This is a genomic window from Desulfovibrio sp. UIB00 (assembly GCF_022508225.1).
Lineage (GTDB): Bacteria > Desulfobacterota > Desulfovibrionia > Desulfovibrionales > Desulfovibrionaceae > Desulfovibrio.
This window is the reverse complement of record NZ_JAETXJ010000001.1, coordinates 511,597-534,981: the sequence shown is the minus strand read 5'-3', so window position 1 is coordinate 534,981 and position 23,385 is coordinate 511,597. Positions and strand designations below refer to the sequence as shown.

At 59.7% G+C, this 23,385-nt stretch carries 24 protein-coding genes; 10 read left to right on the top strand and 14 right to left on the bottom strand.

Translation table 11 applies throughout. From position 1 onward, the window contains the following. From JMF94_RS02385 to JMF94_RS02365, 5 genes are all read right to left on the bottom strand, one after another. Entirely contained in the window at window positions 1-1,113 is a 1,113-nt protein-coding gene (locus tag JMF94_RS02385; RefSeq protein ID WP_240823598.1) for an efflux RND transporter periplasmic adaptor subunit, read from the bottom strand. A gap of 357 nt (window positions 1,114-1,470) precedes the next feature. Beyond that, window positions 1,471-2,112: a thioredoxin gene (locus JMF94_RS02380; RefSeq protein WP_240823597.1), complete on the bottom strand. Its 642-nt coding sequence runs from the start codon at window positions 2,110-2,112 to the stop codon at window positions 1,471-1,473. Between the two features lie 209 nt (window positions 2,113-2,321). Then, window positions 2,322-3,482, bottom strand: coding sequence for an XdhC/CoxI family protein (locus tag JMF94_RS02375; RefSeq protein WP_240823596.1), 1,161 nt, complete (start codon window positions 3,480-3,482; stop codon window positions 2,322-2,324). Continuing rightward, entirely contained in the window at window positions 3,475-5,715 is a 2,241-nt protein-coding gene (gene topA, locus JMF94_RS02370) for a type I DNA topoisomerase (RefSeq protein ID WP_240823595.1), read from the bottom strand. Before topA ends, JMF94_RS02375 begins: the two co-directional genes overlap by 8 nt. Window positions 5,716-5,771: 56 nt before the next feature. After that, window positions 5,772-5,924 carry a hypothetical protein gene (locus JMF94_RS02365; protein WP_240823594.1) on the bottom strand — a complete coding sequence of 51 codons (153 nt, stop codon included), beginning with the start codon at window positions 5,922-5,924 and terminating at the stop codon, window positions 5,772-5,774. Window positions 5,925-6,109: 185 nt separating this feature from the next. On the opposite strand from JMF94_RS02365, the gene JMF94_RS02360 reads away from it, so the two are divergent. The 6 genes from JMF94_RS02360 to JMF94_RS02335 all read left to right on the top strand — a co-directional run bounded on the left by JMF94_RS02360 (window position 6,110) and on the right by JMF94_RS02335 (window position 11,691). Next, window positions 6,110-6,820 carry a hypothetical protein gene (locus tag JMF94_RS02360; protein ID WP_240823593.1) on the top strand — a complete coding sequence of 237 codons (711 nt, stop codon included), beginning with the start codon at window positions 6,110-6,112 and terminating at the stop codon, window positions 6,818-6,820. A gap of 122 nt (window positions 6,821-6,942) precedes the next feature. After that, complete coding sequence (gene traT / locus JMF94_RS02355; protein WP_240823592.1) at window positions 6,943-7,578, top strand: complement resistance protein TraT; 636 nt, start codon at window positions 6,943-6,945, stop codon at window positions 7,576-7,578. Between the two features lie 240 nt (window positions 7,579-7,818). Beyond that, the gene (locus JMF94_RS02350; RefSeq protein ID WP_240823591.1) at window positions 7,819-8,952 is read left to right on the top strand and encodes a hypothetical protein; all 1,134 of its coding nucleotides are present in this window, start codon (window positions 7,819-7,821) and stop codon (window positions 8,950-8,952) included. A 12-nt stretch (window positions 8,953-8,964) separates the two neighbouring features. After that, window positions 8,965-10,689 carry a glycosyltransferase family 9 protein gene (locus tag JMF94_RS02345; RefSeq protein ID WP_240823590.1) on the top strand — a complete coding sequence of 575 codons (1,725 nt, stop codon included), beginning with the start codon at window positions 8,965-8,967 and terminating at the stop codon, window positions 10,687-10,689. Window positions 10,690-10,746: 57 nt separating this feature from the next. Continuing rightward, the gene (locus tag JMF94_RS02340) at window positions 10,747-11,352 is read left to right on the top strand and encodes a hypothetical protein (protein WP_240823589.1); all 606 of its coding nucleotides are present in this window, start codon (window positions 10,747-10,749) and stop codon (window positions 11,350-11,352) included. 15 nt (window positions 11,353-11,367) lie between these two features. Next, a complete protein-coding gene (locus JMF94_RS02335; RefSeq protein WP_192112181.1) occupies window positions 11,368-11,691 on the top strand; it encodes a hypothetical protein in 324 nt (107 codons plus the stop codon). Window positions 11,692-11,777: 86 nt separating this feature from the next. Here the strand turns inward: JMF94_RS02335 and thiE are convergent, their stop codons facing one another. Further along, window positions 11,778-12,425, bottom strand: coding sequence for a thiamine phosphate synthase (thiE, locus tag JMF94_RS02330; RefSeq protein WP_240823588.1), 648 nt, complete (start codon window positions 12,423-12,425; stop codon window positions 11,778-11,780). A 17-nt stretch (window positions 12,426-12,442) separates the two neighbouring features. Continuing rightward, window positions 12,443-13,489: a DUF362 domain-containing protein gene (locus tag JMF94_RS02325; protein WP_240823587.1), complete on the bottom strand. Its 1,047-nt coding sequence runs from the start codon at window positions 13,487-13,489 to the stop codon at window positions 12,443-12,445. Window positions 13,490-13,608: 119 nt separating this feature from the next. Here JMF94_RS02325 and JMF94_RS02320 point away from each other — a divergent pair, with 119 nt between their 5' ends. After that, window positions 13,609-16,371 carry a mechanosensitive ion channel domain-containing protein gene (locus JMF94_RS02320; protein ID WP_240823586.1) on the top strand — a complete coding sequence of 921 codons (2,763 nt, stop codon included), beginning with the start codon at window positions 13,609-13,611 and terminating at the stop codon, window positions 16,369-16,371. Between the two features lie 140 nt (window positions 16,372-16,511). After that, window positions 16,512-16,859: a cupin domain-containing protein gene (locus tag JMF94_RS02315; protein WP_240823585.1), complete on the top strand. Its 348-nt coding sequence runs from the start codon at window positions 16,512-16,514 to the stop codon at window positions 16,857-16,859. A gap of 81 nt (window positions 16,860-16,940) precedes the next feature. Here JMF94_RS02315 and aldA read toward each other — a convergent pair whose 3' ends face one another. Both aldA and JMF94_RS02305 read right to left on the bottom strand, forming a co-directional pair. Next, complete coding sequence (gene aldA / locus JMF94_RS02310) at window positions 16,941-18,374, bottom strand: aldehyde dehydrogenase (protein WP_240823584.1); 1,434 nt, start codon at window positions 18,372-18,374, stop codon at window positions 16,941-16,943. A gap of 177 nt (window positions 18,375-18,551) precedes the next feature. Further along, window positions 18,552-19,388 carry an Mrp/NBP35 family ATP-binding protein gene (locus JMF94_RS02305; protein WP_240823583.1) on the bottom strand — a complete coding sequence of 279 codons (837 nt, stop codon included), beginning with the start codon at window positions 19,386-19,388 and terminating at the stop codon, window positions 18,552-18,554. A gap of 149 nt (window positions 19,389-19,537) precedes the next feature. Between JMF94_RS02305 and JMF94_RS02300 the strand changes: the two genes are divergently transcribed. Further along, window positions 19,538-19,951, top strand: a complete 414-nt coding sequence (locus JMF94_RS02300; protein ID WP_240823582.1) for a DUF5320 domain-containing protein — start codon at window positions 19,538-19,540, stop codon at window positions 19,949-19,951. 84 nt (window positions 19,952-20,035) lie between these two features. After that, window positions 20,036-20,410 carry a DUF134 domain-containing protein gene (locus JMF94_RS02295; protein WP_240823581.1) on the top strand — a complete coding sequence of 125 codons (375 nt, stop codon included), beginning with the start codon at window positions 20,036-20,038 and terminating at the stop codon, window positions 20,408-20,410. Window positions 20,411-20,564: 154 nt separating this feature from the next. On the opposite strand, the gene JMF94_RS02290 is transcribed toward JMF94_RS02295, so the two are convergent. From JMF94_RS02290 to cutA, 5 genes are read right to left on the bottom strand one after another with little or no spacing between them, the layout of a single operon-like run. Continuing rightward, entirely contained in the window at window positions 20,565-21,035 is a 471-nt protein-coding gene (locus JMF94_RS02290) for a YbaK/EbsC family protein (protein WP_240823580.1), read from the bottom strand. A 56-nt stretch (window positions 21,036-21,091) separates the two neighbouring features. Beyond that, window positions 21,092-21,520 (bottom strand): DMT family transporter, encoded by a 429-nt coding sequence (locus JMF94_RS02285; protein WP_240823579.1) that lies wholly within the window; start codon window positions 21,518-21,520, stop codon window positions 21,092-21,094. Window positions 21,521-21,533: 13 nt separating this feature from the next. Continuing rightward, window positions 21,534-21,992 (bottom strand): VOC family protein, encoded by a 459-nt coding sequence (locus JMF94_RS02280; RefSeq protein WP_240823578.1) that lies wholly within the window; start codon window positions 21,990-21,992, stop codon window positions 21,534-21,536. Between the two features lie 57 nt (window positions 21,993-22,049). After that, complete coding sequence (locus JMF94_RS02275) at window positions 22,050-23,003, bottom strand: carbohydrate kinase family protein (protein ID WP_240823577.1); 954 nt, start codon at window positions 23,001-23,003, stop codon at window positions 22,050-22,052. Window positions 23,004-23,038: 35 nt separating this feature from the next. Then, on the bottom strand, window positions 23,039-23,383 hold the full coding sequence (gene cutA / locus JMF94_RS02270; protein ID WP_240823576.1) for a divalent-cation tolerance protein CutA: 345 nt from the start codon (window positions 23,381-23,383) through the stop codon (window positions 23,039-23,041). Window positions 23,384-23,385 lie beyond the last annotated feature (2 nt).

Genomic DNA, 23,385 nt, shown 5'->3' with positions numbered 1-23,385 from the left:
CTACTTCTTCGGCGCGGCATCCTGGGGCTGCTGCCCACCGGCTTGCTGCACGCGCACTTGAGTCCCGGGGCGGGCTTTGATGATACCTTCACTGATGATGCGTTCCCCGCCCTTGAGGCCGGAACCCACCAGATATTGATCTCCCACAGCCACAGTCACAGTGATGGGAATGGGGTAGACCTTGTCGTCCTTGTCCAGCCCCATGACCACGGTACCCTTCTGGGTCACGATAACGCACTTTTGCGGAATAAGAATGGCGTTCTTGAGGATGTCGCCTTCCACAAACAGGCGCACATACTGCCCGGGCATGATCTGCCCGTCGGTATTGGGAAACACCGCGCGGGCCTTGATAACGCCCGTGGTGGGCTGCACCTGGCTGTCGATAAAGGTCACGTCGCCTTCCGTGCCGTACATGGTGCCGTCCAGCAGGCGCAACCTTGCCTTGTAGCGGTTGTCCTTGGGGAACACCAGGACGCCCGAGGCTGCAAGCTGCTGGCGCAGCATACGGTCAGGCGCGGCAATGGAAAAGTCTATGTACATGGGGTCGGTCTGGTTCACATAGGTAAGCAGCGAATTGTTGCTCACCAGGTTGCCGGGGGTGTAATTTTCCTTGCTGCTGTAGCCGGAGACAGGGGCCACCACCTGGCAGTAATCCAGATTGATCTTGGCCTGACGCAGGGATGCCTTGGCGCTGTCGTACGCGGCCAGGGCAGAATCGCGGTCTTTCTGCGAAACGGCGTTCTTTTCGTACAGGGGGCGAATACGCTTCCATTCACGTTCCGCGTTCACGTACTGGGCCTGCGCCTGCTGCATCTGGGCTTCGTACTGATCGCGTTCGAGCTGGAACATCTGCTGCCCCGCCTTAACGAAATCACCTTCGTTATACAGGCGCTTTTCAATAATCCCCTGAACACGGGCGCGCACTTCAACCGCGCGTGAGCCTGAGGCCTGCGCCTGGAACTGGCTGGGCCAGGAGGCATCGGCGACGGTTACTTCAACAGCCGACACTGGCAAGCGCATGTCGGGCTGTCCTTTTTTGTCGCTCTGGCAGGCGACCAGGGCAAGACAAAGCCCCAATACAACTGAAATTTTTGCAATAGGTCTGATACTCATGAATAACTCCATATGGCGTGGCGCACGGCGCTCAAAACACGCACGGCGTAACGGCGGTGGCTTAATTTTCCACCGAGACGGGTCATCGCTAAACGTCGTTCCTGGGGGGGGATCAGCATGAAAGATTTGGCGCGAACAAGCGCCTCATGACGCGTTGGGGGCGTCATACAGCCCCAGCCTGGTAAACTCACCGACAATTGCAGTAAACCACCCCTTTAAAAAGCACAGTTCACGCCAAAAAGCAATGTATCGGGCTGTGGGACCGCCAAATGTTTGAAACGATTATTCCCTGTAATTTCAGATAGTTATCATATCGTGGTATTTTTTTATAACATACTGAAATTATTAACCATTTTTTTAGCAAAATTCTCCATCTGAATCAGGGGTTTCACTCTTCTCGAAGTACTCCCTGATATGTCTGGCATTGGCGCTTGCGCTGTCCAGAAAGACCACCCACCACACGGTATCCTTGAACAGCTCCATGCGCTTGAATTTGTGGCGCTCGTCAGTCATGCGCAGCACTGTTATCTCCAGTTGCTTCTCTGCGCCGCTTTCACCCATAAAAACAATCCGCAGGCCAGCACGCAGCATGACGCGCAGGTCTGCCGGGGAATACTGGGTAAGTATTCTGCCTGCCACATCGGTGGCCTTGAGGAAACTGGTGGCCTGGGCGGATGAAATGCCCACCTTGCGCACATCGCCGTTGATCAGCAGCTCCACACGCTTGATGTTGGCCAGATTGATACGGCTACGGTTGATGACCTTGCCGTCGCGCAGCACACGGTAATAACAGGCCCCGATTTCCTCAGAAACGCCCATAACAACGGTGGCGCTTACATCAGGATAAAAAACGCCTATGCTGGCCGTCATGCCGGAGGCTCTGGCAATATCGCCCTTCTCCTCTGCGATGCAGCGCAGATGGCGCGCAGTACGCATCCTGGCATTCACGTAAATGCCTACAAGCAGGAGAAACAGCAGGGCGACAATTGTAAGGGTCATGCAAAGCGCCTTGGAGGGTAAGGGATAAAGGATCTGCGCACCCGGCAGTCCAGCAGCAGGCAACTGCGCGGCGGAGTAGCGCACGCTCGCCTTTCAGGGCATGGCAACACCTGAAATGATCTTCTACAGCAGGAAAACCTGCCTGCCGTGCCCGGCAAACATTTTTTGAAATTATTGCCAGGCAGTTAATTCATTCCATTGTCAACGCTCTAGTCGTCAAGCCGCAGGCGCACCAAGGTTCCGGCACGAGCGGCAAGCAGCTCGGCCACAATGGAAACCGCAATCTGCTGCGGGGTCTCCGCCTCAATGGAAAGGCCAATAGGGCAGCATACGGCAGCCAGTTCTGCATCCGGCACACCCTGTTTGCGCAAAGCGGCATACACCTGTTCACGCTTGGTTCTGCTGCCGATCATGCCCACATACTGGGCGTGACTTGTCAGCGCCTGAGCCAGAGCCTCGCGGTCAAAACTGTGCCCGCGCGTGATAATGGCCACAAAATGCCTGCGCCCGATGTCGCAGGTCTGCACAAGATTTTCGTAGCCCGGCAAAACCTGACAATGGCGGGCCATGGGGAAGCGCTCCGCATTGGAAAATTCCTCGCGGTCGTCCACCACGTCTACTACAAAGCCGCAGGAATGGGCCAGCCGCGCAACTTCCAGCGATACATGCCCGCCGCCGCACAGCAAGAGCACTGGCGGCGCGTCCAGAGGTTCCACGTAAAGTATGCGCCCGTCCACGTCTACCAGGCCAGGGCGACCCTTACGCGTCTCCAGCAGGGGGGTTACTGCGTCCAGCCCCACGGTGACGCCTTCGGGCTGAACGGCATGTTCCGGCAAGGCATCAACAAACAGCCGCCGCAGCGGTGTTTCCGCCTCGCCATGCAGCGAAACGCCGTCCCGGCGCAATTCAACCAGCCATGCGCCCCGACCGCCCAGCCGCAGCACCTCTGCCGCAAGAGCGAACATTTCAGCCTGACGTGGTGCAAGCACCTCGCACAGAACTTCCATGCCGCCGCCGCAGATCATGTCGCTGTTGGGCGTAAAGCCGCTCATGTCGCACGAAACACGCGCAGAAAGGCTGCTTGCAAGGCTGTTGCGGGCCGCTTCCATGGCGCGGGCTTCAAGCAGGCCGCCGCCCACTGTTCCTTCAAATCCGTTGCGAGTCTGAAGGGCGCGGGTTCCAGCTTCGCGCGGGGCAGAGCCTGTGCGGCTCACCACGGTTACGAGCACCAGAGGTTCGCCCCCCGTCAGCAGGGCCGCAGCGCGGGCTTCAAGCGTATCTTCCCACGGGGTTGTCACCAGAGATTCCGGCGAGCCCTTGAGGCCTCCGCCGCCTGAAGGCAACAGAGAGGCATCGTTTTTCTTACCCATCTCCATCCTCCTTCACATAGCCGCACCCTTTGACAGGGCAGATGACCTTTGCGCCATCACGGCTTTTCTTTTCGATCAGATAGGGCGAATTGCACCGTGGGCAGGGGCCGGGCACGGGTTTGTCCCACAGGGCAAAATCACACTGCGGGTACTGGTCGCATGAATAGAATATCTTGCCGCGCTTGGTGCTTTTTTCAACCAGCGACCCCTTGCCGCAACGCGGGCAAGGCACCCCGGTGGAAAGCGGAGCCGCATACTTGCAATCGGGATAGCCCGTGCAGGCAATGAAGCTGCTGCCCGTGCGGGACTTCTTGATCACCAGGTCTTTGCCGCACTGCGGGCAGTTCCCCACTTTTTCATACTGGGGCTTTTCCTGGGCCACGGCTTCCACGGTGCCGTCTTCCGTGCGCTCAAAATTGCTGGTGTAGCGGCATTCCGGATAGCCGGAACAGGCCAGAAAAGCCCCGGCCTTGCCAAACTTGATGAGCAGGTCCTTGCCGCACTCAGGGCAGGGCAGGTTTGCGGGCATGCCCCCCTTGAGGCTCTTCATGTTTTTGGACGCAGCCGCCAGCGTGGGATTGAAATCTTCCGAAAAACGCCGCAGCAGTTCGACCCACTGTTCCTGACCTTCGGCCACCTTGTCCAGGTTTTCTTCCATCTGGGCGGTGAAACCCACGTCCATGAGCTTGCCGAAATGCTCCACAAGCTGTGTGCATACCACGCGCCCAAGGTCGGTAGGCACAAAATGGCGTTCCTTCAGGCTCACGTATTCCCTGTCCTGAAGGGTGGAAATAATGGCCGCATAGGTGGAAGGACGCCCGATGCCCAGTTCTTCCAGCTCGCGCACAAGGCTTGCTTCGCTGAAGCGGGCCGGGGGCTGGGTGAACTTCTGCTCCTTGTCGAGCTTTTCGAGCGTGAGCGTCTGCCCAGCGGTCAGGGGCGGCAGCTCAGCGTCCGCTTCATCCTTGCCGCGAGGCATGGCCGCCAGAAAGCCGGGGAACAGCAGGCGCTCGCCCTTGGCCTTCCACTGCGTGTGCGCGCAGACAATACTGGCCGTTGTGTCGTGAAAGCGCGCCCCGGCCATCTGCGAGGCCACAAAGCGCGACCAGATGAGCCGATAAAGATTGTACTGCTCCGGCGGCAGGTGGGTTTTCACCTCGTCGGGCGTGATGGTCACGTCAACAGGACGGATGGCTTCATGCGCGTCCTGCGCGCCGCCCTTGGCCTTGTAGACCCTGGCCCGCTTGGGCAGATATTCCTTGCCAAAGTTGCCTTCAATAAAAGCCTTGGCCGCATCGCGGGCTTCATCGGCAATGCGTGTGGAGTCGGTACGCATATAGGTAATGAGAGCCGTGAGTCCCCTGTCGCCCAGTTCAACGCCCTCGTACAGGCGCTGAGCAATATTCATGGTGCGCTTGGCAGTGTACGAAAGACGCTGGTTGGCAGCCTGCTGCAAAGTTGAGGTAATGAAAGGCGGCTGCGGAGCGCGTTCACGCTCTTTTTCTTCCACGCTTTCCACCACAAAGGGCTTGCCCGCCATGGCATCTTCGATATCCTTGGCCTGGGCTGCATTGCTGACCACAGCCTTTTTGCCGCCCACCTTGGCAAGCTCGGCCTTGAACGGAGGCGGTACGTCCGCTGCCAGCAAGGCCTTGAACAGCCAATATTCTTCGGGCTTGAAGACCTCGCGGGCCTCCTCGCGCTCAACAATGAGGCGCAGGGCCACTGACTGCACGCGTCCGGCAGAAATGCCGCGCTTGATGGACTTCCACAGCAGGGGCGAAATTTTGTAGCCCACCAGACGGTCCAGCACACGGCGGGCCTGCTGGGCGTCAAAAAGATGCCCGTTGAGCTCGCGCGGGTGCGCCAGGGCTTCTTTCACAGCCTTGGCCGTGATTTCGTTGAACTGGATGCGCTTGATGTCCTTGGCTTTGTCGCGGATAAGCTCCGCCACATGCCAGGCAATGGCCTCTCCCTCGCGGTCGGGGTCGGGCGCGAGATATACGGTATCGGCCTTGGAAGCGGCAGCGCGGAGTTCACTGACAACATTCTTTTTATTGTCTATAACCTCGTAGTGCGGCGCAAAGTCGTTGGCTTCGTCCACACCAAGCGAGCTGGACGGCAGGTCGCGCACATGGCCAACACTGGCCTGCACCATGTACTGCGGCCCCAGAAACTTCTTGATGGTCTTCACCTTGGCGGGTGATTCCACAATGATAAGCTGTTTGCCCATGCTGCCCCTCGGTTATCTCGTGCTTGCCGGCAAAAGACGCGCGGCCCTGTTAACGCTCACGCCATCGCGTGGCTTGCGCCCGCACCCTGCACCGTCACGTATATGGTTGCCAGGGCGGCGTTTTCACGCAATTTTTCTTGCGTGCAATCGCAACGCAACACGCCCTCGCAACGATTATTTCCCGTTGCCAAAATCCATTGCAGCGCCATAACGCCCCATTGGCGGCCATGCGCGACACAACCAATAGCGTCAAGTACGAAGCATTTGTCAAGTCCCGACCTGTCTCAGTTCCATACGCCAACAACGCTTGCCCTGGGGGCAACCGTGCCAAACTGGACAGCAAGGCCGATCTGCGCTATTTATGATAGTGTCGTTCAAAATTGCAAGGAAGCATATGCCAATCTGTTTTCTGCCACGTAACTTTGCCGCTGTTCTGTGCCTGCTGACCATGTTTGCTTTTGGCGCGGGTTGCGCAACGCATCAGGAGCAGCCGGGCACTCCCCCTGCCGCAGATTCCGGAGCGCAGCCAGGCAGCGATGCAGACGTTTCTGATGCGCCGCTGCAAAGTGTACAGGTGCGCAAGGGGCAGACCGTGCACGTGGCCGTGAGCGGCGGCGACGCCTCGTTTAAGGCCGACTTTGAATCCATGCTCACGAGTTATCTGCAGAGCGAAAAAGATCTGACCCCCGCCGATTCTGCACAAAAGGCAGACCTACTCATACGCGTGAAGGTGGAGGACATATATCCTCTGGGTTCACGCAACGCGCCTGTGAGCGCAGGGCATGCCCTGGGTTCAACCGCCACCGGAGCCATGCTGGGCGTGCTGCTTGGCGGCGCAACCGGCGGCAGAAGCGGGGCAGCCTGGGGAGCAGGAGCAGGAGCGGCCCTTGGCCTAGGCGCGGCCCTGCTGGACAGCTCCGGCAAAAGCAAAATATGGGGAATGAAAGCTCTTGTGGGCGTGGGCCGCAACGGACAGGAGCCGTCAGATGCGGACATGCACCGCACCACGGTACGCGCTGAAGGAGCCAACATGGGCAAGGAGGACATCCTGCCCGCCCTAGAGGACACCTTAAGCCGAAAGATTCTCGAGTCGCTGCGCTCCTGATTTCGCGCCAACGCTATCCGCATTCCGGCCCTCGCCCGGCGAGGCTGGTCGCAAATATTATCTCCCCCCGAATCCAACTCAGATCCGCGCCTTTTTTGGCGGCGGCATCTCAAAGGAGCCGTATGTCCTTTATCCGCTATATTCTGATGCTGTGCCTGGTCTTTGCCTCCCTCTGCGGTTGCGTGCGCCAATCGGCGGACGCAGCACGCGTGGAAGTGCTGCGCCAGGGCCAGATTGAGGAGCCGGAAGCCGATGTGAACATCCATCCGGCGGTTTATGTTAACGTGCGCGACAATACCAACAAGGTTTTCGGCCTGCGCACCCAGGTGGAGACATGGCTGCAACGCCAGGGCTACACGGTAGTCCCAAACCCCAGCGAAGCGGGCTACATCCTCCAGATAGTCGTGCTCGCCGCCGGGACAACCGCGCCGGAAACCGCCCGTCAGGTGGTGACTGCCGGGTATGACGCACCCTCGCAACTGAGCGGCAAGGGCGGTACTGCCATGGTGGCGGATGTGCTGCTGGTGCAGCGGCATGTTCCGAGCACTCAGGGGTCCCGCAGTAAAAATCTCAAAAACATTGGCAAGCGCAATGCCGTTGGCAGCAGCCAGATGCGCATTGCCCTGCTTGCCCATCAGGAATTCAAGACCGGCGCGGGCATGCCCCCGGTCTTTGCCGAAACCCTCGCCAAGGAACTGGCGACCTCCGTTCACAGCGCCAACACTGAAGAAGCCCCAGCCCAGCCCGCCAAGCAGTAGCCGTTTCCGCGCGGAAGCCCCGCCGGAACCCCTACCCCATCGTCTTTCCCAAGGGCAACCGACGCTGTCGGTTGCCCTTGTTATTTGCGGCAGCCCTGACGGGTTCCTCCGCCAGCGTCAGCATTCCGGCGCAGGCCTGATCCGCAAAATATAACCTGTCGTTTTACCCGCGCATATCCAGAGTTGGCACTGTACTTGCTTTTTCCTCAACGCGGAGCCTCAGCCCCGCAGGAGGAACACATGGCACTTTCCAATTTTCTGATCCGCCCCCCATCTGATGCACAAAAGGCCCAGGCGGGAGCTCCACGCCGCACTGCGTCTGCACAGGCCGGAAACCCCGCGTCCTTTGCCAACATCATGAGCGGCCAGACCACCAATGCGGAAAACGCCAGCACTGCCGAAATGCAGCGCGCAGGCATGGCCCTGGCCGGGAACATGGGGCAGCAGGGCATGGTACTGGCAGGGCGCTCGCCAAGCGATCTTGCCCGCACACAGGTATTCAGCAAGGCTGAAACCGACATGCGGCAGACCAAGGCCATTGACAGCCTCATGCAGACAGTATCCGGCGGCAACTCTACCCTTGATCTTGCCCGCAGCATGGGTACTGCCCGGCATCTGCGCTCCATGACCAGCGCCATGGACAACCGCATCAAGGGACTCAGCATGGGCGATTTTGTCCATTCGCGCACCCAGCCCCAGGCTCAGGCCCGCACCAAGGCCTCGCACAAGATAGAGGACATGGAGCTCGGTCAGCTTTCAGCCCGCTTTGAGTCTGGCAGCGACGGCATTGCCGCCGTGGGCTATGACCGCAACGGCGGCACCTCCTACGGCAAGTATCAGGTATCGTCACGCGCGGGCAGCCTGAAGGATTTTCTGGATTTTCTGGACACGGAAGCGCCGGATCTTTCCAAGCGCCTGCGATCATCCGGCCCTGGCAATACCGGCAGCCGCAAGGGAGCCATGCCCGACACATGGCGCGCCATTGCCAACGAACAGCCCGAGCGGTTTGAGGATCTTCAGGAGGCCTTTGTACGCCAGAGCCATTACAAACCCGCGTTGGAATCCATATCTCAGCGCATCGGCCTGAACCCCGACAAGGTTTCCACCGCCATGCGGGAGGTTATCTGGAGCACATCGGTGCAACACGGCCCAGCGGGCGCGGCCCGCATATTCGAGAGGGCGCACGCCATGAGCGGCAAACCGACCGATGCAGCCTACGAGCGCAACCTCATCAACAACGTGTACAATATACGCGTGGGGCAGTTTGGATCTTCCGACAGCAATATTCAGGCAGCCGTGGCCAACCGCTTCAAGCAGGAAAAGGCCCTGGCCCTGAACCTTCTGAACGGCGGCAAAACCTCGGCGCTGGCATAAGGCGGCCAAGCAATGGAGAACACCAGCTCTGCGGCTGACCGCTCAGCCACCACACTGGTCATCAACCTGACGCGTTTTGGCGACCTTCTGCAATGCCAGCCCCTCATTGAGGATCTGTATAGTCAGGGCCAGACCGTGCATCTGGTGTGTCTGGACAATTTCTCCAGCGCCCAGCCCCTGCTGCGCCATGTAGAACGCACCTGGCCCCTGCCCGGCGCGCGGCTCATGGCCGACATGGACAAGGATTGGCGCATCGCAACGGCTCTTCTGCTGGAATTTGCCCGCACCGTCAGGAGCGAGGCCAGGCCAGGCTGCGTTGTCAACCTGACTACCACCCTACCTGCGCGGCTGCTCACAGGCTTGCTGGCGGGCGGACATACGGACGGGCAGGCCGAGATTCGCGGATTCTGCCTTGACGCGCACGGTTTTGGGCAAAACAGGGGCATCTGGTCCACATTTCTGAACAGCGGCGCTACAAACCGTCTGAGCGCTCCCTTTAATATTGCGGACATGTTCCGCATGGTGGGCGCGCCGCACACGCCAGCAGCAGCCGTGCAGACCCGCCAAGGGTTGGCCGATCCGCCGCAGGGAGCCCTGGATGCGGCGGATGCCCTGCTTGCCGGGGCTCCGCCGGAGACATGCGGTTTTGTGGCCATGCAGCTGGGCGCAAGCGAAGCACGGCGGCAGTGGCCCGCACATTTTTTTGCCGAGGTGGGCGACCGCCTGTGGCGCGAGCGCAAGCTCTGCCCGGTGCTGCTTGGCTCACCTGCCGAACGCCCGCTGGCCGAGGCCTATGTTCAGGCAGCCCAAGGCACGTGGGTGGACGCCGTGGGCAAAACCAGTCTCACCCAACTGGCGGCATTGCTGCGCCGGTCAAAGTTATTGTTTACCAATGATACAGGTACGATGCATCTGGCTGCTGGCCTTGGTGTGCCCTGCCTGGCCATATTCCTTGCCACGGCCCAGCCCTGCGACACTGGCCCCTATCTGCCCGGCTGTTGCTGCCTGGAACCTGCCCTGCCCTGCCATCCCTGCCCCTTTGGCCGCCCCTGCCCCAATAATCTGGCGTGCGTGACGCACATCAGCCCCCGGAGCGTGGAATCCCTCGCCCTGTCATGGCTTGACGCTGGACGATGGGATGCCGCCCCGCTTGACCTTGTGGAGAGCGAGGCCCGCGTATGGCTGACGGAGCAGGACGACAAGGGCTTTATGACCGTGCGCTGCCTTACGGAGCACGCCGCCGCAGATCGCAGCTTATGGCTTGCGCAGCAGCGGATTTTCTGGCGTCAGATACTTGACGAACTGGACGATGCCGCCCGGCCCGCAGCGGGGGGGCAACAGAGCGCGGATACCCGCCAGCCTGAAAAAAACGCTCCTTCAGCATCTGCACACGGCACCACGCATGCGGACAGCCAGACGGGCGCATTTTCTCCCGAATTTACGCAACGCATGGCAACATCGCTGGAGCAGGCCGCACAACTTTTTGAAATACTTACGCAACAAGGGCAGCTGCTCGGCAAGAGCCCCAAGGCAGGACAATTGTTTTTGCGTAATTGCGAACGCCTGCAAACAGTTTTTGACGCCTGCCCCGAGCTGCGCTCATTGGGAGCCTTCTGGCGTGAACTGCGCCAGGAACGCGGCGACCGGCTGGACGACCTGCTGGAGCTTACTGCCCAGCTTGGCGCGCATTTCGTTATTTGGTGCCATAAATTTACCGATGGCACGTCATTTGCTTAAATATACTCAGAACACATTACGGTAAAATCTTCCCTGTGGGGAGAGGAGGGAACTGGAATGATAATCATAGACGGCTCACAAAGCGAAAAAAGCATTTCTGCCTTTGCCAACCTTGAAGAACTGCTCAAGGATGTCATGCAGGAAGACCAGATGGCCAACCGCGTAGTCACGGACGTTCTGGTAAACAACGAGGCGTTTTCCGAGATTTATCCGCATCAGGCCGAAGACATCGCCTGCTCCGAAATTTCTTCCATTGAGGTGCGCTCTGTGCCCATGGCTGAAATGGCTGTGGATATGTCCGCCGAATTGGGCAAGGTCGCCCAGATGATGGCCCACGGCTCGCGCGAAGTGGCCCGGTTGTTCCGCGCCGCCTCTGACACGGACGCCCTGGAACTTTTTCAGGATCTGCTGGACGTAACCCGCGACTTCATGGGCATGCTGGGCGAACTGCGCACCAACTACACGGATGGCGCTCTGCCCGATTTTGCCGAAAAAACCGAAAAATTCTCCAGCCTGCTTTCTGAAATGGGCGACGTGCTGGAAAACGAAGACTGGATTCTTCTGGCAGACCTGCTTGAATATGAATTCATCCCGCTGTGCGACGACTGGCGCGCCACCAGCGAGATTCTGCACAAGCAGGTTGTCGAACACATGGCCCAATAGGCCTCAGGAGCTTGCATGAATCAGGGAGTATGCCTTCTTGATGAAGCGCTGAACCTTGCCCGTCTGGAAATGGCGGCACTGGAGGACGGCGCATACGACAGGGCGGTCGAGCTTGCCGAAAGGCGGGGCGAAGTGACCAGCATGGCCTGGCACATGCTGGAAGACAGCCAGGCCGACCAGTACAGAACTCACCTGATTGAACTGGCCCGTGTGCAGGATCAACTGACGGAACTTGCCACCAGGGCGCACAGCGAAATCAGGTCGCAGTTGCAACGCTCACGCCTCGAAAGTCGCCGCATGCGCGGCTACCACAGGGCCGTGGGTCAGGCGCTGCAATAGCACACCGTGCGTTCAAAATCATAGGTGGCGGCATACGCAACAGCGTGTGCCGCCACCTGTTTTTGGGGCTGGCCTGTTCCGGGGCCCTACCCCACCATGCCTTCACGCATGGCCTTACGCACATCTTCCACTCTGATGCGGATGTCGGGCGCGCCGACCAGTTCGCTCACAAGCGAGCAGCAACGCGCGCCGTGCCGCGCGACTTCCGCAATGTTATGCCGTTTGATGCCGCCAATGGCCACAAAGGGCAAATCTCCGTTGCGGGCAACCCAATCCAGATACTCATACCCTACGGGATCAACCACGTCTTCCTTGGTGTTGGTGGCAAAAATCGGCCCCACGCCGATGTAGTCCGCGCCAAGGCTGCGGGCTTCGCGGGCCTGCTCCGGCAGGTGGGTGGAAAGGCCGATGATCATTTCCGGTCCCACAAGGCTACGCACATCGGGAACAGGCAGATCCTCCTGCCCCACATGTACGCCGTCGGCCTGCACCAACATGGCGATGTCCACGTGGTCGTTGACGATAAAGCAGGCCCCGGCCTCCCTGGTCAGCCGCCGCAACAGGCGGCATTCCTCCAGCATTGCACCGGATTTCAGCTTTTTTTCGCGATATTGCAAAATGCGCACGCCTGCCCCCATAAGGGCGGAAACAACTTCTTCAAGCGGCCTTCCCAGTGAAAGACCGGCATCCGTGATGGCATAAATATCCGTTTCTCCAGGCAGGATTCTGGGCATACGAGGCTCCTTGGCGGCTATTTTCTGAACGCCGCAACAATGCGGCGAAAACAACTGTGTACAAAGCGGGCAGGATGAAAGGACGTGTGCGAAAGCTCCGCTGGCAACTGAAATCCGGCAGATGAAAAATCCGATGGACTTCGCAGGGGAAAGACCGCCCGCATGCCATCGTGCCCTTCTGCCGGGGCGCTGCCCCAGGCATGACGGCGGCGCAGGGCCGCACCCAGAGGCACATCCTGCGGCGCAAGGCCCAATACGGCATACAGCGCTTCGTCCAGCGCCACGGCTGAGGCGCTGGCCCCCACCACGCCCAGGGCAAAGGGGCTGCCGTTGCTCGGCCCTGTAACATGCATGGCCGTGACGCCGTCCGCAACTGCGGCAACAGGGGGCAAGGCCGCCCACAACGCGGCAAGACAGTCTGCAAAAAACAAGGGATCGCGCCCCTCGCGGGCGTGGGCAAAAGCCTTGTGCAGGCCGCGCACGCAACCAAAACAATTTTTGACAGAGAGCGTCACCAGCATCTGCGCATGGGCCTTGACCCGGGGAACCGACACAATAAAATCGCTCTCAAGTGCCAAACGCGCCACATGAAAGCGCGATCCGCCCGCCTGCAAACCTGCCTTTTGCGCCGCTTCGCCCTCAAGGGGCAGGGGCACCGGCTGCGCAGGGCCGATCTCTTCAACTTCAAGGCCCAGAGGGCGCAAAGCTGCTTCAAGACCCACAGCCCGAGCCACAGAGGCCGCGCGTCCAAACCCCGGCGAATCCGCCACGCGCACCCGCGCACCGTGGTCCATAAGCCAGGCGCATACGGCGGCCACAACCTGCGGCGAAACGCAAGCAAGGGGCTTTGCCAGCAAAAGATTGGGCTTTACCAGCACGCGCGCACCGGGGCGCAGGTGGCAAAGCTCCGTCAGGCGGGCAGCGTCCATGACGTCGCCCACAGCCCTGCCCAAGCCGGGATCGTGGTAATCCTCTTGCTGCAACAAGGCCACGGGCAGTGAAGCCGGGGCGGCCACAGGGCTGTTTCCCAGCCCGGCTGGCGGGGTATTTGTGCTGTTTTCCATGCCCGGACTATGCCGCCCGTCCGGCCCCTTGTAAAGACCACGACCTTTTCAAACGGCCTTTCTTGACGTATGGAAGGGCATCCACCTTCAGGGACAACCGACTGTAATCTGAGGATTCCATGCACGCACCCAAATTGCTGATAACCGCCCTTTTATTGACCCTGTGCTGTGCCCTGGCCTCTCCCGCCGTATTCGCGGCGGAACCGACCCCCGCCGCCAAACAGGATTCGCCCAAGGCAGACGCTGCCAAGCCTGACACTGCCAAACCAGATGCCGCCAAACAGGATGCCCCCAAGGGCGATAAGGCTGACAAGCCTGATAAAACAGACAAACCTGACAAGGCCGACAAGCCCGCCGCCAAGACTGACGCCAAGGCCGATGCCAAATCTGATGCCAAATCCGACGCGAAAACGGACCCAAAAGCGGACGACAAGGCTGAGGCCAAGGTTGACACCAACGAAGAACCCGCCATCGCCACCCTGCCCCTGCGTGATCCGTGGGAAATGGTCTGGAGCGGGCAGAAGGCCATGCTTGATGAAATTACCCAGAAGGCCACGGCCATGGGTGATACCTTTGCCCAGCGGTCAACCAATCTGAGCCAAAAGGTTCAGCCCTTTATGGAAGAAGCGCGGCGTCTGCTGGTGCTGCTCAATACGTATAAAAACTGGCCCAATCCCGTCGAAGCTGTCAGCCGCCGCATCACGGCCACAGTGCTTGATCTGCGCAAGGTGCTAGACCCCGTGCTGGTTGCGCGCACCGAAGCCCAGGCCCTGTTGGAACGCGTGGGCTATCTGGCCGACAGCATGCCTGAAGACCTGCACGATGGCAGTCTTAGCCCTGAAATGCAGGAATACGGGAAAACGCTGGCGCTCACCCGCCTGCGCCTCACAGCCGTACTGGCCCAGTACGACTCGGCCCTTGCCCCGGCTCTGGCGCTTATCAAGCGGCTGGAGAAGATGCAGGAAGAGATCAACGCCCAGATCCCCCTGCTGTGGAAAAACTATTATCTGCAAAGCCCGGTGCCCTGGCTCAGCCCCGATGCATGGGCCGACTTTGGGCGGCAGATGCACTATTCCGTTCAGGGCATGATCCTGCGCCTGCCTGTGGAAGTTCCTGTCACGCTTGAACGCTGGGGCACGGCAGTTCTGCGCTTTATCCTCGGACTGCTGCTTACCGGCGTGCTCACCGTTTTGCTGTACCGCCGCTGGGCCGCGCAGGACAAGGACGAAAACAGCACCCTGCGGCATGTTTTTCGCGTCAGTCTGCCCTGGCTGTGCGTGGGGCTGGCATTTCTTGGCAGTTCCATGTCCGCATCCGGCGAGTTCTTTCGCCTGTTTCTGGCCTTGGGCAACCTGTGCCTCATTGTGGCCCAGATACATCTGGCATGGGACCTGCGCCTGCTGAAATACCCCGAAGTGCCGCGCCAAAAGCCGCCTTTCTGGATACTCATTCAGCCAACGCTGTGTTCATACGTGCTGCTTTATCTGCCGCTGACCAAGCCTCTGGTGCTGATTATCTGGCTGTGCATCGTCATCATTTCCATCGTGCGGCAGCACCGCAGGCCCAAGCTTGATCTTGGCCCCATGCATGTGGAAACCAGCGTGCTTGAATGCGAACCCATAGTGTTGTGGATATGCCTTGTGCTGACCCTTGCCGGGCTGCACATCTACAGTATGGTGCTGTACCTGCTCTTTGTCTCCTGCTCGCTGGCCCTGCAACTCTGCATGGGCGGCATGTCTCTTGTCAGCAGCCTCAACGACAAGCTGCCTCAGGAAGGCGTGCGCGCAGCCCTTGCTCACCTTGCCGTGGCGCTCTCCGCCCCTGTGGTGCTGGTTGCGGCCTTTGTGGGCGTTTCGCAGTGGGTCGGCACATTGCCCGGCGGCATGTATCTGCTCCAGCATTATGTTCTGCGCGGTGTCAATGTGGGCGCTACGCAGTTCAACGTTGTGCACCTGTTGCTTATCATCACCATGTTCTACCTCACGCGCACAGCGGTTGCCATGGGTTCGCGCTTTCTGGCGCGCCTGCCCAAGCAGGGGCTGGCTATTGATGCCACGCTCATTCCGCCCATGCAGACGGCCTTTACCTATGCGCTGTGGTGCTGCTTCGGCCTGTTCGCCCTGCGCGCCGTAGGCATGGAACTGAGCAACCTTGCCATGGTAGCCGGTGGTCTTTCTGTCGGTATCGGTTTCGGCATGCAGACCATCGTCAATAACTTCCTGTCAGGTCTGATCCTGATCTTCAGCCGCACCCTCCAGGCGGGCGACGTGGTGGAAGTGGGCGGCACTCAGGGCCGAGTGCGCAAAATCAGCGTGCGCGCCACCATGGTGGAAACCTTTGACAATGCCCTGATTATTGTCCCAAACTCGGAATTTGTGGCCAGCCGCCTTATCAACTGGACGCGCAACAGCCGCACCGTGCGCAGGGAAATCAAGGTCGGCGTGGCCTATGGCTCTGATGCCAACGCGGTGATGAAAATTCTGCTGGCAACGGCCAACGCCAACAGCAACGTGCTCAAATATCCGCCGCCGAGCGTGGCCTTTGCGGATTTTGGGGCCAGTACGCTTGATTTCAGCCTGAAGTTCTGGGTGCGGGATTATGACGTATCTGTTTCCACAGCTTCGGACATCCGCGTGGAAATCGAGCGTGAATTCCGCGAACAGCGCATTGAAATTGCCTTCCCGCAGCTTGATGTGAACATCAAGGAACTGCCGCCGCGCACAAGGGCGCCGCAACCGCCGACCGAACCGCGCGCAAGCAAAAGACGCGCGCCGCGCCGTCCGCGCAAGGTGCTGCCTGCCGGAGCCAAGGGCAAGCCGGACGCCACAAATGCGCCAGCCGCTGCCCCCGATGACGGGGACGATGACGAGAACAACAACTAAGCGCTTTCCGCGCGAATGATCGCCGCAGCAATGCCCGGTTATCACGCGGGCATTGCAGGCGGGCCTTGCAAAACAAGGAAACGCGCTCTTGCAGCCCAGTTTTAACCGGCGCATCCGCGCCCGAACCACAGGAGAACACCATGATCAACCGCGCTGACGCTCTGGAATGCTTTGAAAAGGAACTTTTTGGCGGGCCGGGCGCCGTCCACTTTACCAAGATCGTCAATGAGAACGGGCTGGCTGGCAAAGGCCGTCTGTTCAACATCGGCACTCTCAAGCCCGGCTGTGCCGTGGGCAACCACAAGCACAACGGCGAAATCGAGATATACTACATCCTTGAAGGCGAAGGCATGTACAACGACAACGGCGTTGAAGCCCCCGTCAAGGCTGGCGACGTGACCGTGTGCAACGATGGCGAAAGCCACGCCCTGCTCAATACCGGCTCCACGGATCTCAAGATGGTAGCGCTGATTCTGTTTACCAAGTAAGCAAAGCCGATTCCTGATATGAAACAAACGAGGCCCCTCAATGAGGGGCCTCGTTTGTTTCAGCATATCTGCAATTATTTGTTAATATTGAATATAGGCCACATGAGTCTGGAGGTATTCCATAAGACCGTGCTTGCCGTCCGCGCCGCCAATGCCCGACTTGCGCCAGCCGGCATGGAAGCCCTGCATGGCCTCGAAGTTTTCGCGGTTCACGTAGGTCTCGCCAAACTTCAGGCGGTTCACCGCTTCCATGGCCGTGGATACGTTGGTGGTGTAGATGGAGGACGTCAGGCCGTAGTCGCAGTCGTTGGCAAGGGCCAGGGCTTCATCCAGATCGTGGAAAGTCATCATGGGCAGCACAGGGCCAAACACTTCGTTGCGCACGATTTCCATGTCCTGTCTGCAGTTGCGCAGCAAAGTAGGCGTGTAGAAGTAGCCGGAATCCCGGTCTGCGGGCGCGCCGCCGACAACTGCTTCCGCGCCGTCCGCTTCCGCGCGCTTGACCATGCCGCTGATCTTTTCAAGATGCTCGGCGCTGATCTGGCTGCACATGTCCGGGGCCGGATCGTCAAAAGGATTGCCCAGCCGCACTGCGGCAAAGGCAGTCGCCAGTTTTTCGGCGAACATGTCGGCCACGCTTTCGTGCACGTAGAGGCGTTCCGCGCAGTTGCACACCTGCCCGCTGAACACTGTGCGCGAGGCCGTGACGGCCTTGACCGCCAGATCCATATCCGCATCGGCGCAAACAATGGCCGGGGCCTTGCCGCCCAGTTCCAGCGAAACCTTGGTGATGTTCTGCGCGCCAGCGGCAATGATGCGCTGCCCGGCCTCCACGCTGCCTGTCAGGCTGACCATATCTGTCATGGCACTGGAAGAAAGGGCCTCGCCCAAGGTGCTGCCGCCGCCCGTGACAAAGTTGACCACGCCAGCGGGCAGATCCAGCTCCGTCAGCAGGCTGGCAAAATGCATGACAGTGGCAGGGGCGATGCTGCTGGGTTTGATAACCGTGGTGCAGCCCACGAGCAGCGAGGGGGCGACCTTGCGCGCCATGACAAAGAAGGGGAAGTTCCACGGGCAGATGCCCACGACAACGCCAATGGGCTTGCGGTACAGCAGGATATTTTCGCGCGGGCGGTCGCTCTGGATGATCTCGCCCTCGTAGATGCGCGCCCATCCGGCATAGTAGTCAAAATACTCAGCGGTGAGGTCGATCTCGACCTGTGCCAGGGGGTGGGTTTTGGCCTGTTCTTCGGCGAGGATGCGCCCAAGCTCCAGCCTGTGCTTGCGGATAAGATCCGCCATTTTTTTTAGGTATCCGGCGCGGGCCACCGCCGGAAGCGCAGCCCAGGCATCCTGTGCCCTGTGCGCGGCTGCCAGAGCCGCCAGCCCGTCTTCACGCCCGCCGTTGGGCGTCTGGGCCATTATTTTGCCAGTGGAGGGGTTCTCCACCTCAATCATTGCAAAGCCTGTAGGGGAAACCAATTTGCCGTTGATGAATTGTTGGTATGTACGCATGGTTGCTCCTTGGTTTGGGCAAGCATAGGCACACATGGCAGCAAAGGTAAAGATACTCCCTTTTTTACGTATTCAGCAAACACGCATGACCGCAAGGCGGGACCAGCCGTGCAACGGCTCCCACACCTTGCGGCCATGTGCAACAGACGCCACACAGGCGCTACGCTGTACGCGATTTTACATGCGCGAAATCACGGCCAATGCACCGTCCATAAAGTGCTGGTCAACATCCTCGATGGCGCCCTTGTCACAGGCCTGCGCAAGGGCAGGATCAATGGGCAGGCGGGCAAGCACCTTCAGGCCGTGCCGCTGGGCCACCGCATCAATATGGCTCTCACCGAATATATTGTATTCCTTATTGTTATCCGGGCATTTGAAATATGAATAGTTCTCCACCAACCCAAGGATGGGAATATCCATCTGGCGCGCCATATCAATGGCTTTCTGCACGATCATGCTCACCAGCTCCTGCGGCGAGGTCACAACCACAATGCCGTCCACCGGCAGGGACTGGAACACGGTCAGCGGCACATCGCCCGTTCCTGGAGGCATATCCACAAACATGTAATCCACATCGCGCCAGACCACATCCGACCAGAACTGCTTGACAGCGCCAGCAATGATAGGGCCGCGCCAGAGCACGGCATCGGAATCGCCGGGCAGCAGCAGGTTCATGGACATGATGTCCACCCCGCCCTTGCTGCGCTCGGGCACAAGGCCATCGCCCTCAACATGGGCCTTGCCCGTCAGGCCGAACACACGCGGAATGGAAGGGCCGGTGATGTCCGCATCCAGGATGGCGCAGTGTTTGCCCTGCTTAGTCAGAGCTACCGCCAGCAGGGATGTGACCAGCGACTTGCCCACGCCGCCCTTGCCGCTGACAATGCCTATAACCTTGCCAACGCGACTTTTGGGGTGCGGCTTGACGCGAAAATCCACCTGCGCATCCTGCCCCTCGCTTCGCTCGTTGCACTGCTCGCCGCAGGAACCGCACTGATGATTGCAATCACTCATGATTCTTTGCCCTCTCAAGATGAACTGCTTTCAGAAGCATTTTTTCAGACAAATTGGCCTTGCCTGATTTTTTGTTATTGACATATATCGTAAACACACATACTCCTGTTTATGACATATGTCAATAACAACAACTCAAGGAGGGCAATATGCCTCGTTTCGATCACACAGGGCCGGAGGGCAACGGTTCGCGCACAGGGCGCGGTATGGGCAAGTGCGGCGGCAAGTCCGCCCGCGCGGCAGGTCGCGGCATGGGCGCTACGTCCGATGCAGGCCAGACCGCAGATCAAGGAATGGACGCAAGCCAGAATATGGGCCAGAGCATGGGACGGAGCATGGGGCAAGGCCGCTGCTGCCGCCACGGACAACGACACGGCAACAGGGGCGGCAACTGCGCCATGAACGGGCAGGAAGCAGGCCAGGGCACAGGCCGTGGCGAAGGGCGTGGTATGGGTCGCGGCATGGGCCGTGGAATGCAGCAGGGCAACGGCCCCGCAGGTCAGGCCGAAAGCTGCGGCGCAGGCCCTGCGGCAGGCAGTGACGCGGCGGGCAATAACGGCTAAAGTACCCGCATATGAATGAGCAAGGCCGCCCGGCCAGTGTGCGCAGTTTGAACGCGCATTGCCGGACGGCCCAAAGAGGATTGCATGCCAAGACCAAAAAAATGGCGCAAAGTCTGCTGTTTGCCTGAAAACTGCAATTTTGGGCCGCTGCCGGGATTTGGCCAGAGCGCTCCGCAAGCGCGGCAGGAAGTCATCATGACCGTGGATGAATATGAGGCCGTGCGCCTCATTGATCTTGAGGGCATGAATCAGGAGGCCTGCGCTGAAAAAATGCGCATTGCCCGCACCACCGTACAGAGCATCTATGCGGAAGCTCGCAAAAAACTGGCAGACTCGCTGGTGAACGGCAAACTGTTGCGCATTGAAGGCGGGGATTATGAGCTGTGCGACGGGCACGGCACACGCTGCGGCGTGGGCGGCTGCCATAGACGGCGCGGAGGCGGCGGCTTTGGGCAATAATTATGCTGCACCAGACCAGCGCAATCTGCCTGTCGACACGGTAAAACATCTCTGAGGTCGCAGACGCGGCCTGCAAAGGGCATTGCACCCGCAGGTTCACGCACGGCCCGTGCCGCAACGCAGTATTATCCTACGGGCGCATCAGCAAAAAAAATCAGGCTTCTTCACTCTTGCACACGTCCACCCACACGCCGCCCGTGATCCGCTCCAGCTCCGCCAGGGTGAGCTTGGCGGCATTGTTGGGCGCGCCCGCAGCCGGATACACAGGATCATAGCGCCTGAGGCTTTCGTCCAGATACACGGCAACGCCCTCGGGCAGGGCAAAGGGGCAGACGCCACCCATGGGATGCCCCACCTGGGCCTCCAGATCTTCAGGCTTGATAAAACGGGCCTTGGCGTGAAAGGAGTCCTTGAACTTGCGGTTATCCAGCCGGGCCGTGCCCATGACCACCAACACCATCGGTGCGTCGTTGACGCTGATGGAGAGGCTCTTGGCAATGCGCCCCGGCTCGCAGCCAATGGCCTGAGCCGCCAGATCAACGGTGGCGCTTGAAACTTCAAACTCCCGGTATGCCTCTTCAAGTCCGTGACGGGCCAAAAACTCCCGCACTGCATCAACGCGCATTTCTTTCCCTTATTTTTGCTGCAACGCGGGGCTTCTGCCGCGCGCCGCAGGCTTTATCAGCGGCGCACCACAAGGGCAATGCCCGCCAGCACCAACACCAGCCCAAGCATTCTGCGCCAGTCAAAAGGGATGGCATTGAGGCCGAACCAGCCGTTGTGGTCAATAATGGCCGCCATAACAAGGTTGCCAAAAATCATGGCGACCAGCGTAGCCAGCACGCCAATACGCGGCGCGGCCAGGGTTGTGCTCACAACCATGAACGCGCCCAGCACCCCGCCAGCCCACTGCCATACAGGGGTTTCAAATACGCGGAACACATTGCCCCGCCCCATCAGCAGCACAGGGACAGCCAGAAAAACCGCGCCGATGGCAAAAGAAATAAGCCCGCTTTCCAGCAGCCCCACCGTGCGGCTCAAGGCCGCGTTGATGGGAGGTTGCAGGGCCACAATACAGCCCGCAAATACCACCAGCGCAATGTAGTACATGCCGCCTCCCTGATCAGGCCGTTTCCTCCGCCGAAGCCGCCTCGCGCAAAAAGGGCGTGTGCGTAACAGCCATGAGGATACCCTCCGGGCTGAGGAATCTGGTGACGGTCTGCCCCCATGGTTCTTCCTTCAGCCGGAGGAGCAGCTCATAGCCGTTCTGCTCAAGAATGCGCGTGGCGGAAACAATATCTTCCACATCAAGCTCTAGCCAGGCCTGCGGCACAGGCAGACGCTCCGGCCAGACCTCCTCGCCAAAGCAGGAGAGCGCGGCCTTTTCCAGCGGCCAGAGGGCGAAATGTTTTACGCCCTCCAGACACTGGGAATGCCAATAGCCTTCGTAACCTTCTTCATGGCGCAGGGGCAGACCCAGCACCTTTCTGTACAGCTTGCCGCTTGCGTCAGGGTCGGCCACTACCGGGCCGAAACCAGCCACAAACAGAACCCGTATACCATCAGGAAGCTTGTTCTGCATGGTTTACTCCCGGTTTACAGCCCGTTGGGGGCATCTGCCGCAGGGGCGGCCTGACGCTTAAGCCAGAATGCCTTCGGGCAGGGGGCCGAACACGGCCTCATACCGCTGACGGAAAACTTCCGGCGAATACTCGTGTTCCTGCGTGCCCATTTTTTCAAGGCAGAAGCTGGCGCTCACAGAGCCGAGCTTGGCGGCTTCGGGCATGGAAAGCCCGTGCAGCAGGCCCTTGAGCAGGCCCGCGCGGTGCGCGTCACCCGCGCCTGTGGGGTCGAGGATCTGACGGGGAGGTACCGCAGGAATGCGCGTTTCTGTGCCGTCTGCGCCGCGCACCAGCGCGCCGTCCGCACCGAGAGTAGTCACAAGCCACAAGGTGCGGCCCACCAGCTCGTCCTCGCTCTTGCCCGTGGCCTTGCAGATCATGTTCAGTTCATAGTCGTTGGTGATGCAGGCAAAGGAGCCTTCAATGGCTGCCAGCAGATCGTTGCCGGTGAGCACGGGCAACTGCTGGCCGGGGTCGAAAATATAGGGAACGCCCTTTTCGCGGTAAAATCCGGGCAGGCGGCGCATGTCTTCCACATTGCCGGGGGAGATAATGGCAATGTCCTTGTCCGCATCAATGGCGGGGAAGCTGTAGTCGGCAGGGAGGCTCATGGCGCCGGGATAAAAACCGGTGATCTGGTTGCTGTTGAGGTCGGTGGTGATGTAGCACAGGGCGGTAAAAATTTCTTCCGCCCGACGGATGCCTTCCAGCGGCAGCCCCATATTTTCCAGCACAATGGCGTAAGGGCCAAAGTCGCGCCCTGCGGCGGCGACAATGGTGGGCTTTTCGCCAAGCAGGGCCAGAGAATAGGCAATATTGCCCGCGCAACCGCCGCGCCGTTCATCCATGCCGTCCACCATGAAGCTCACGTTGATCATGTGCAGCTTGTCCATCAGGATGTGATCCTGAAAACTGCCGGGGAAGGTCATGATACGGTCAAAAGCCAGTGATCCTGAAACATAGATGGACATAGTTTCCTCTTGATGACGTGACGGATGAAGGTTGGTCAGGCCGTGGGCGGCAGACTGTTTTCTGTAATCCAGCGCAAAAAAGGCTGATGGCCGTCTGCAATGGGCATGGCGACCACGCAGGGAACTTCATAACTGTGCAGGGCGCGCACCTTTGCCATAAAACACGGCAATGCGGCTTCGCTCACCTGGGCCACCAGCAGGCATTCCTCGGCTTCGTGCACCTCGCCCTTCCAACGGTAAACCGACTGCGCGCCGGGCACAATGTTGACCCCGGCTGCCAGCCGCAGGCGCACCAGCTCGTGCGCGAGCGTCAGCGATTCTTCCTGGGTGGGCGTGGTCATATAGACCAGAAAAACCTTGCTGATTTCCTCATGTTCCATGA

What these genes read in the sequence shown, in the direction of transcription:
- topA (WP_240823595.1), bottom strand. Translation starts at nt 5,715, where the DNA reads ATGGGCAAACAGCTTATCATTGTGGAATCACCCGCCAAGGTGAAGACC.
- JMF94_RS02320 (WP_240823586.1), top strand. Translation starts at nt 13,609, where the DNA reads ATGCACGCACCCAAATTGCTGATAACCGCCCTTTTATTGACCCTGTGC.
- JMF94_RS02280 (WP_240823578.1), bottom strand. Translation starts at nt 21,992, where the DNA reads ATGCAGAACAAGCTTCCTGATGGTATACGGGTTCTGTTTGTGGCTGGT.
- JMF94_RS02385 (WP_240823598.1), bottom strand. Translation starts at nt 1,113, where the DNA reads ATGAGTATCAGACCTATTGCAAAAATTTCAGTTGTATTGGGGCTTTGT.
- thiE (WP_240823588.1), bottom strand. Translation starts at nt 12,425, where the DNA reads ATGCCCAGAATCCTGCCTGGAGAAACGGATATTTATGCCATCACGGAT.
- JMF94_RS02360 (WP_240823593.1), top strand. Translation starts at nt 6,110, where the DNA reads ATGCCAATCTGTTTTCTGCCACGTAACTTTGCCGCTGTTCTGTGCCTG.
- JMF94_RS02340 (WP_240823589.1), top strand. Translation starts at nt 10,747, where the DNA reads ATGATAATCATAGACGGCTCACAAAGCGAAAAAAGCATTTCTGCCTTT.
- JMF94_RS02290 (WP_240823580.1), bottom strand. Translation starts at nt 21,035, where the DNA reads ATGCGCGTTGATGCAGTGCGGGAGTTTTTGGCCCGTCACGGACTTGAA.
- JMF94_RS02345 (WP_240823590.1), top strand. Translation starts at nt 8,965, where the DNA reads ATGGAGAACACCAGCTCTGCGGCTGACCGCTCAGCCACCACACTGGTC.
- JMF94_RS02315 (WP_240823585.1), top strand. Translation starts at nt 16,512, where the DNA reads ATGATCAACCGCGCTGACGCTCTGGAATGCTTTGAAAAGGAACTTTTT.
- JMF94_RS02335 (WP_192112181.1), top strand. Translation starts at nt 11,368, where the DNA reads ATGAATCAGGGAGTATGCCTTCTTGATGAAGCGCTGAACCTTGCCCGT.
- JMF94_RS02300 (WP_240823582.1), top strand. Translation starts at nt 19,538, where the DNA reads ATGCCTCGTTTCGATCACACAGGGCCGGAGGGCAACGGTTCGCGCACA.
- JMF94_RS02275 (WP_240823577.1), bottom strand. Translation starts at nt 23,003, where the DNA reads ATGTCCATCTATGTTTCAGGATCACTGGCTTTTGACCGTATCATGACC.
- JMF94_RS02295 (WP_240823581.1), top strand. Translation starts at nt 20,036, where the DNA reads ATGCCAAGACCAAAAAAATGGCGCAAAGTCTGCTGTTTGCCTGAAAAC.
- traT (WP_240823592.1), top strand. Translation starts at nt 6,943, where the DNA reads ATGTCCTTTATCCGCTATATTCTGATGCTGTGCCTGGTCTTTGCCTCC.
- JMF94_RS02375 (WP_240823596.1), bottom strand. Translation starts at nt 3,482, where the DNA reads ATGGGTAAGAAAAACGATGCCTCTCTGTTGCCTTCAGGCGGCGGAGGC.
- JMF94_RS02365 (WP_240823594.1), bottom strand. Translation starts at nt 5,924, where the DNA reads ATGGCGCTGCAATGGATTTTGGCAACGGGAAATAATCGTTGCGAGGGC.
- JMF94_RS02285 (WP_240823579.1), bottom strand. Translation starts at nt 21,520, where the DNA reads ATGTACTACATTGCGCTGGTGGTATTTGCGGGCTGTATTGTGGCCCTG.
- cutA (WP_240823576.1), bottom strand. Translation starts at nt 23,383, where the DNA reads ATGGAACATGAGGAAATCAGCAAGGTTTTTCTGGTCTATATGACCACG.
- JMF94_RS02380 (WP_240823597.1), bottom strand. Translation starts at nt 2,112, where the DNA reads ATGACCCTTACAATTGTCGCCCTGCTGTTTCTCCTGCTTGTAGGCATT.
- JMF94_RS02350 (WP_240823591.1), top strand. Translation starts at nt 7,819, where the DNA reads ATGGCACTTTCCAATTTTCTGATCCGCCCCCCATCTGATGCACAAAAG.
- aldA (WP_240823584.1), bottom strand. Translation starts at nt 18,374, where the DNA reads ATGCGTACATACCAACAATTCATCAACGGCAAATTGGTTTCCCCTACA.
- JMF94_RS02325 (WP_240823587.1), bottom strand. Translation starts at nt 13,489, where the DNA reads ATGGAAAACAGCACAAATACCCCGCCAGCCGGGCTGGGAAACAGCCCT.
- JMF94_RS02305 (WP_240823583.1), bottom strand. Translation starts at nt 19,388, where the DNA reads ATGAGTGATTGCAATCATCAGTGCGGTTCCTGCGGCGAGCAGTGCAAC.